At 68.7% G+C, this 6,157-nt stretch carries 5 protein-coding genes; 2 read left to right on the top strand and 3 right to left on the bottom strand.

What is annotated here, in order from left to right:
- Positions 1–2,571, top strand: a 2,571-nt coding sequence (locus VN779_RS16140; protein ID WP_325724081.1) for a glycoside hydrolase family 2 protein, incomplete at its 5' end; no start/stop codon positions are given.
- Between the two features lie 136 nt (positions 2,572–2,707).
- Here the strand turns inward: VN779_RS16140 and VN779_RS16135 are convergent.
- From VN779_RS16135 to VN779_RS16125, 3 genes are all read right to left on the bottom strand, one after another.
- Positions 2,708–3,892 carry an ROK family transcriptional regulator gene (locus VN779_RS16135; RefSeq protein WP_325724079.1) on the bottom strand — a complete coding sequence of 395 codons (1,185 nt, stop codon included), beginning with the start codon at positions 3,890–3,892 and terminating at the stop codon, positions 2,708–2,710.
- A gap of 103 nt (positions 3,893–3,995) precedes the next feature.
- A complete protein-coding gene (locus VN779_RS16130) occupies positions 3,996–4,748 on the bottom strand; it encodes a Rieske (2Fe-2S) protein (RefSeq protein WP_325724077.1) in 753 nt (250 codons plus the stop codon).
- Positions 4,745–5,311, bottom strand: a complete 567-nt coding sequence (locus tag VN779_RS16125; RefSeq protein WP_349260823.1) for an RNA polymerase sigma factor — start codon at positions 5,309–5,311, stop codon at positions 4,745–4,747. The genes VN779_RS16130 and VN779_RS16125 overlap by 4 nt, the downstream gene beginning before the upstream one ends.
- Before the next feature lie 578 nt (positions 5,312–5,889).
- Between VN779_RS16125 and VN779_RS16120 the strand changes: the two genes are divergently transcribed.
- A partial coding sequence (locus VN779_RS16120; protein WP_325724073.1) for a cupredoxin domain-containing protein occupies positions 5,890–6,157 on the top strand: 268 nt, incomplete at its 3' end.

Genomic DNA, 6,157 nt, shown 5'->3' with positions numbered 1-6,157 from the left:
GCACCGGGTACCGAGATCAGTGCCCTGCTGCAGAACGGGACCTGCCCGAACGTCTTCGACTCGGCCAACATGAAGTCCTGCTTCGGTCAGATGACCAAGGTCGGCGCGGACACGATCGCTCAGTTCTCCGTGCCCTGGTGGTACCGCACCGACTTCGCCGCCCCATCGAGCGGGCAGAACGCCAAGCTCGTCGTCAACGGGGTGGTCGGCGCGGCGGACGTGTGGGTCAACGGCACCGAGGTCGCCACCTCGGCCACCGTCACTGGCGACTATGCGCGCCATGTCTTCGACATCACCGGCCTGCTGCGCTCGGGCACGAACTCGCTCGCCATGGAGCTGCATCCGAACAACCCGAGCGCCATGCTGACGCTCGACAACGTGGACTGGAGCCAGATCCCGCCGGACAACAACACCGGCATCCAGTTCCCGGTCCAGTTGCAGACCGGCGGGCCGCTGGTGATCGGGAACGCGCACGTCAATCAGAACACTGCCGCGAACCTCGCCAGCAGCGCCCTAACGGTTAAGGCCGAGGTGACCAACACCTCGTCGTCTTCGCAGACAGGCGCCGTTTCCGCGACGATCACGCCACCGGGCGGCGGAACGCCGATCACGGTGAGCCAGTCGGTGACCGTCGCGGCGAAGTCGACTCAACCGGTGACCTTCACGCCGTCCTCCTACTCAAGCCTGACGCTGGCCGACCCACAGATCTGGTGGCCGTATCAGCTCGGCGCGCAGCCGCTCTACACCCTCACGACCGCGGTGTCGCAGGGCTCGACCTCGCTCGACTCGACCTCTGAGACCTTCGGCATCCGCACCGTCACCTCGTACCTGACCGGCGCATCGACCGCCGCGCCCGACGGCGTGCGCGCGTTCAAGGTCGACAACGTGCCGATCGTGATCCGCGGCGGCGGCTGGGATCCCGACCTGTTCCTGCGCTACGACCCGGCCGACACGGCGCGGCAGATCGGCCTGCTCAAAGCCATGGGCGTCAACACGATCCGGCTCGAGGGGCACCTGATGCCGGACGACTGGTACCGGCAGATGGACGCTGCCGGCATCCTGGTCAACGCCGGGCTGCAGTGCTGCGACTTCTGGGAGTCCACCAGCTACACCAGCGCCCAGAACGCGAACTACCAGCTCACCGCGCAGACGATCGGGGAGAGCCTGCGCAACCATCCGTCCGTTTTCAGCTTCCAGTGGAGCGACAACGCGCCGACCGCCAACCAGGAGTCGCTCGCGCTCAAGGGTTTCGCCGCGGCCGATTACTCAGGCCCCTTCATCTCCTCCGCCGAGTACAACAGCAGCCCGCAACTGGGCACCTCGGGCGAGAAGGAGGGTCCTTACGACTGGGTCCCGCCGAATTACTGGTATGACACCAGCCACTTCGACAGCGGCGACTCGACGCTGACCAACGCGGGCGGCTCGTGGGGCTTCGACAGCGAGCAGAGCTCGGGCAACACCGTGCCGACCCTTGACTCGATCAATCGCTTCCTGTCCTCCACCGACAAGACAGCACTGTGGCAGAAGCCGGGCGCGAACCAATACCACAACAACTACGAGGGCACGAAGCACACCGGCTACGCCTTCGGCACCCTCTTCAACCTCGACACCGCGATCACCGACCGCTACGGCGCGTGGTCCAGCCTGAACCAGTACGTCGAAGAGGCGCAGGTGCAGAACTACGAGGACACCCGCGCGCAGTTCGAGGCCTTCATCGACCACTCGACCAACTCCACCGCGCCGTCCACCGGCACGATCTACTGGCAGCTCAACAAGGGCTGGCCGACGCTGCTCTGGTCGCTTTACAACAACGACTACGACCAGGCCGGCGCGTACTTCGGCGCGCAGAGCGCCAACCGGGCGCTGCACGCGATCTACGCCCTGGACAAGGGCAGCGTCACGGTGGACAACCTCGGCGGCGCGAGCCAGTCCGGTGTCACCGTGGAATCAAAGGTCTACAGCACCGCGGGCGCGCTGCTCGACGACCAGACCTCCGGCAGCCTGACGCTGGCCTCCCAGCAGGTGAAGAACTCGGTGCTCAAACCGGTCGTGCCGACCTCGTCCGGTACCGTCTACTTCGTCGAGCTGCTGCTGCGCCGCGGCGGCGCGGTCGTGGACCGCAACGTCTACTGGGAGTCGACGACGCCGGACGCGGTCAACTGGTCCAAGACGATCGGCAACCCGCAGGCCACGATGTCGCAGTATGCGAACCTCAAGGCTCTGCAGAACTTGTCGCAAGCTTCGATCACCGCCACTGCGACCACCGCGGCCAAGCCGGGGCCGGCCGGTTCCGACCGGCAGGTCACCGTCACCATCACCAACAACTCGAGCAAGCCCACGGTCGCGTTCTTCCTGCGCACAGATGTGCGCAGGGGAACCGCTTCCGGCGCGGAGCTGCCGGGGGACAACGAATTGCAGACCTCGATCTGGAGCGACAACGACGTCACGCTCTGGCCCGGCGAGTCCGAGACGCTGACCGCGAGCTACCGCGCTGTGGACTTAAACGGATCTTCGCCTGTGATCAGCGTCTCAGGCTGGAACGTGCCGAAGCTGGACATCCCGGTGTCCTGACCCTATAGGATTCGAAACAGGGTTCTGCGAATCCTCTCTGAGCCGGTTCTAGTGGGTGGAGCCGGGAGGTGAGGGAGGGGCGGCGGGCACTCGCGGTCCGCCACCCCTCCCGGCCCCGGCTACCGGGTCTGACGCCCTAACCGGCGTTCCAGACCTCGAACGCACGTTCCCGCGCCGCCGTCACCGCGGTCGCGATCGCGCCCCGCAGTACCGCGTCCCCGCCCAGTTGCGAGGGCACCAGCTCGGGGCGCAGCGGCGTGATCCGCTGCAACGCCGCGCGCAACGGTTCCAACAGCAGATCCGCGTTGTCACCGATCCCGCCGCCGAGCACTACCAGCGCCGGATCGATCACGGCCGCGACCGCCGCGACCGCGTGCGCCAGCCGTTCCGCCTCCAAGCCGACTACTGCCAGCGCGCGCGCGTCTCCGGCGCGCGCCGCGTCGAAGACGTCCTTCGCGGAGACCGCCTCCGTCAGCCCATTGCCATGCGCGAGCGCGAGCACCGCGTCACCCGCCGCCGCGTCCTCCAGCATCCCGCGCGTCGGCGCATCGCTCGCGCCGCTGCCATCTACGCCCCAGGGCAGGTACCCGACCTCCCCAGCGGCCCCGTGCGCACCGAGGAACAACTTCCCGCCCGCCACGATCCCAGCGCCGATGCCGGTTCCGATGAGTAAGTACACGAACAGCTCGCAACCCTGCCCCGCGCCCACCGAGTACTCGCCGAGCGCGGCGAGGTTCGCGTCGTTCACCACCTCAAGGCCGGTGCCGAGTTCCCGCTGCAAGAGGTCGGTCGCGCCGCGCCGTCCCCAGCCGGGCAGGTTCTCGGCATACCGGACCGCATGCGTCGCGCTGTCCGTCACGCCAGGGCTGCCGACCACCGTGTGCAGCACACTTGACCACTCCAGCCCGGCCTGCGCCGCCACTCGTCTCGCCAGCGTCCCGGCGATGGCGACCAAGGCGTCTGCGTCATCGGCCTGGTTGCGTTCGTCGCCACGGCCGAGCACCACGCCGTTGAGGTCGGCCACCGCCGCGCGCACCCAGCTGCGCCCGATGTCGATGCCCATCGCGTAACCGGCCGTCGGGTCGGCCTCGTAAAGTACCGGAGAGCGGCCGCGGCCCGCGTTGGCCACCTTGCCCACCTCGCGCACCAGGCCGGCTCGCTCGAGCCGGCCGAGCGCGGTCGAGACCGTGGGCTTGGACAGGCCGGTGATCCGCGCCAGCTCGGCCCGCGAAGTGGCCCCGTCCGCGCGCAGCCTGCCGAGCAGTAGCCGCTCGTTGTTTACCCGCAGAACGGTGCGATTCCACGCAGACTCCTCGGTCACCGCTGGTCCTCTCACCGCGCTCGTCCGGGCCGCACTCGACCAAATGGGCCGGAACCGAGCCTAGCCGGAGACAAGCCGGCGGACGGCGCGCCGCGAGGACGAATCAGTCCTGGTGGGAAGGGCTCGGCGGAGGAGCGTAGACCTGGATCCTGCCAGCCTGCTCACGCACCGGGAGCCGGGGGAGCGCGGGCAGCGGGCCGCTGGACTGGCGGGGATGGGTGAGATTCGCCCCGGCGACGGTGAACGTCGCGCCGTGGCAGGGGCAGGAAAGCTTGTCGCGTGCGGCGGCCAGGTCGAGCCGGCAGCCCTGATGAGTGCAGACCCCTGACACCGCCTGTACGCGCCCTGACGCGCGCCGCAGGAAACCGTTGACCGAGCCGAGATCGAAGGGATGCACATCCCCCTCTGCGAGATCGGTAGACGCCGCGACGTCACGCCAAACCCCCGCCGTCGGCGTCAGCTCGGCCGGCGGCTGCGGCTGTCCCGGGCCCGGCCCTGGCTGTCCGGGTCGGCCGTTTTGATCGTCGCCGCTCGCGATCACCACCATCCGGTCCGCGCCGACCCCCGCTGCCGCTCCGGCCGCGGTCAGCGCACCGGCCGCGAGAAACCGGCGCCGCGCCGGGGCACGCCAGGCCGGCCGGGCCGAACCCGGCCCTTGTTCGTTGCGCTCCTGCTCGGAGATCTGCGCGCGCAACTGCTCGACGAACGCGGGGCGAGGACCGTGCGCCTCCGGGGTGGCGGCCATCAGGTCGATCGCGGTGCGCATGACGGCCAGCTCGTCCTGGGTGGGCGCGAACGGCTTTGGGCGGCGCCGACGCAGCAGCCGGTTCACGTAACTGTCGACCGGGTGTCTCATGACGCCTCCCCTTCCTTTCCGTCCTTGTCCAGCCCCGCGGCCGCACGCAGCGCGCGATGCTGCAACACCTTCGCGTTCGCGATCGAGACGCCGAGCTCGGTCGCGGCCTGCCGGATCGAGTAGCCGCGCAGGAAGCGCAGCACCAGGATCTGCCGTTGCCGCTCGGGCAGAGCTCGCAGGATACGTGCCGCGCGCTGCTGGGCCGGGCCGTTCACGGTCTCGTCGGCCGCGGCGGGGCCTGCGTAGTCCTCGAGGTCGGTGGTCTCGAGGTCGATTTCGGTGACCTGATGGCCGAGGGTGCGTCGCCAGTGTTCGGCCAGCACCGTGCGCGCGGTCGCGGTCAGGTACGCCCGCACCTGCCCGACTCCAGCGGTGGCTCGCAGCGGCCCGTATGCGGCCAGGAATACCTGCGAGGTGAGGTCCTCGGCGTCGGGACGGTTGCCGACCTTCGCGAACATCAGCCGGTAGATGCGCCCGACGTTGTCCGCGTAGATCGCGTCCCAATCCGGATAGGCCGCGCCTGGCAGCGTCGTCGGCGCCTCGTCAGGCCAGACCGCGCGCACGCCAAACCTCAGCGCTTTGACCACCTGGCTGCCGATCACGGTTCATGTTAGGGCGTGTTTTGAAACTAGCGTCGGATAAGGCCGAGGCGCCTGGCGCGTGCGATCGCAAGGCGGCGGAGCGTCCTCATACCGGGTTGTCTGTGGGCGCTTCGCCAACGCAGCGAGCGTGCGTGGCAGGCGTCGCGGCCCCGGCGATAGTTTCAAAACACGCCCTAGTGCCCCGGCAGGCTGGGCCCCCGCGTCATTCACGGTCGTTGTGTCCTCTCGGTGCTCAATCGGTCGTATCGTCATTCACATAGGAATACGGAAGCGGGTTACACCGCCCCGACCTGCGCTGTAACCCCGTCCCGTATCAGCTTTGCGTGAACAGTTATCTAGGTCGTAAACCTCGGAAATCAGTCTTAGCCGCCCTGTTCGTGGCTGCCGGACTCGTCCTCGCCGCTTGCTCAAGCCCGTCGCATCCGGCGGCCGCGTCGGGTTCGGCTACGGCCATCACGGCCGGCAAGGGTCAGGCGGCTCTTGCCGGACAACCGGGCTCCACGAGCACTGGCGCCGTTGCGGCGCCTGGAGATTCCGCGATGGCGAGCATGCCGGGCATGACGATGAGCGCCGGCGGCGGCCAGGGCTCCGGCGCGGGCAGCGCACCGGTGGCCGCCAACGCGGTCACGATCAAGGGCTTCGCCTTCGTTCCGGCCGCGATCACCGTCAAGGCCGGCACCACGGTGACCTGGACGAATCAGGACTCGGACGCGCACACGGTGACCAGCCAGCACGACAGCGGCCCGCTCGGCTCGACGGCGCTGAACACCGGCCAGTCGTACTCGTATACCTTCACCAAACCCGGCA

Origin of the sequence: Actinocrinis sp. (assembly GCF_035605935.1) — a bacterium.
In the GTDB taxonomy this organism is placed as follows: Bacteria; Actinomycetota; Actinomycetes; order Streptomycetales; family Catenulisporaceae; genus Actinocrinis.
This window is presented reverse-complemented; position numbering and strand designations above follow the sequence as displayed.